The following is a 1,471-nucleotide window of genomic DNA, read 5'->3' on the forward strand; positions in this document are numbered from 1 at the left end:
CGACCAGCGCGTCGATCAACAGCTCGGGAATGCCACACAGGCCAAATCCACCAGCTGCGATCATCATGCCATCAAAGAGCAAACCGTCGAGCGCATCAGAGGCGCTGCCGTATACTTTCTTCATGAAAATCTCTCCAGTTCCGGTTGCCGCGAAGTTGTGACGCGGGCGTTAATCAGAGTCAAACACTTGTGGCACTCGTCCGTGCGGTGAATAAAACCGGCGCCGGTTTCGTTTCGCTCGTGCCTAGGATTTCTTCTTGCGGCCGCCTTTTTTGGCAGCTTTTTCGCCGATCAGCTGCACAGCGGTTTCCAGCGTGATCTCGGCGGGATCGACGTCTTTGGGCAGGGTGGCGTTGACCTTTTCCCATTTGACATAGGGGCCATAGCGCCCGTCCATCACGCTGATCGCGCCGCCCTTTTCGGGATGCTCGCCCAGTTCCTTCAGCGGCGCGGCGGTGGCGCGACCACGGCCGGTTTTCGCGGCCTTCTGCGCCAGCAATTCGACCGCGCGGTTCATGCCGACGGTAAACACCTCGTCGACCTCGGGCAGGTTGGCGTAAAGCTTGCCGTGTTTGACGAAGGGGCCATAACGCCCGATCCCGGCCTCGACCAGTTCGCCATCCTCGGGATGCTGGCCCAGTTCGCGCGGCAGGCTCAGCAGCATCTGCGCCTTTTCAAGGTCGATTTCTTCGGGTTTCCAGCCCTTGGGCAGGCTGGCGCGCGGCGGTTTGGGCGTGTCTTCGGTCGGTTCGCCCTTTTGCACATAGGGGCCAAAACGGCCCATGCGCAGGGTGATTTCGTCCTCGCCATCGTGACCCAGAATCTTGCCGTCCAGTTCAGCCGAGCCGTCATCGGTCTGGGCCGACAGCGGCCGGGTATAGCGGCATTCGGGATAGTTCGTGCAGCCGATAAAGGCGCCACCCGAGCGCGCGGTTTTCAGATTCAGACGCCCGGCGCCGCATTTCGGGCACAGGCGCGGATCGCTGCCATCGGCAGTTGGCGGGAACAGATGCGGGGCCAGAACCTCGTCGATCTTTTCCAGAACCTCGGTGATCCGCAGGTCAGAGGTTTCAGCGATCGCCGCCGAGAAATCCTGCCAGAACCGCGACAGGACATCGACATAATCGCGCTCGCCCGCCGAGACATCGTCCAGTTCGTCTTCTAGATTGGCGGTGAATTCATAGCCGACATATTTGCGGAAATAGTTCGACAGGAACGCCGTGACCAACCGGCCTTTATCCTCGGGGAACAGGCGGTTGCTGTCCTTGCGGACATAGCCGCGATCCTGAATCGTGGTGACGATCGAAGCATAGGTCGAGGGGCGGCCGATGCCCAGTTCTTCCATGCGCTTGACCAGCGTCGCCTCGGTATAGCGCGGCGGCGGCTGGGTGAAATGCTGTTCCGGGGTCACGCTTTGCTTGGCCGCCGGTTCGCCCTCGGTGATCTGCGGCAGGCGCTTGTCGTCTCCATC

General features: G+C 61.1%; 2 protein-coding genes. Both read right to left on the bottom strand.

Features of this window, described 5'->3' with window-relative positions:
- The coding region (locus tag ABYW26_RS14430) for a CoA-transferase (RefSeq protein WP_372605609.1) at positions 1-124 on the bottom strand (124 nt) is incomplete at its 3' end.
- 120 nt (positions 125-244) lie between these two features.
- A partial coding sequence (locus tag ABYW26_RS14435; RefSeq protein ID WP_372605608.1) for a topoisomerase C-terminal repeat-containing protein occupies positions 245-1,471 on the bottom strand: 1,227 nt, incomplete at its 5' end.

It is taken from the genome of Actibacterium sp., from assembly GCF_041584535.1.
Classification (GTDB): Bacteria; Pseudomonadota; Alphaproteobacteria; order Rhodobacterales; family Rhodobacteraceae; genus Actibacterium_D.